General features: G+C 70.6%; 1 protein-coding gene. It reads right to left on the reverse strand.

All coding sequences use genetic code 11. The features are described 5' to 3' along the window. Window positions 1–104: 104 nt before the first annotated feature. Window positions 105–306: hypothetical protein (locus MD536_RS21000; protein WP_239603757.1), on the reverse strand; the 202-nt coding region annotated here is incomplete at its 5' end.

The raw sequence follows: 306 nt of genomic DNA on the forward strand, positions 1-306 counted from the left end.
GGTCTTGATGTTGGCCATGATGCGCTGTCCCTCCTCTGCTCTCGGATGACGCCGCCGGCGCCGGTGCTCCTCGGCTCCGCGCCGCGCGCTCCAAAGCGGTCAATCTATCCTGGATTCGTCGTTCCGACCAGCCGCCAGCCGACCGTCCCGCCCGCCCGCAGCGGCACCACCTCGTCGTCTCCGAAGGCGTAGGCCGCGGGCACTTTCCAGGGCTCGCGGGCCAAAGTTACGGTCGCGTGGTTGCGAGGCAGCCCGTAGAAGTCGGCCCCGTGGTGGGCGGCGAAGGACTGCAGCGCGCCGAGCGCG

Origin of the sequence: Flavihumibacter cheonanensis (genome assembly GCF_022352215.1) — a bacterium.
In the GTDB taxonomy this organism is placed as follows: Bacteria; Bacteroidota; Bacteroidia; order Chitinophagales; family Chitinophagaceae; genus Flavihumibacter; species Flavihumibacter cheonanensis.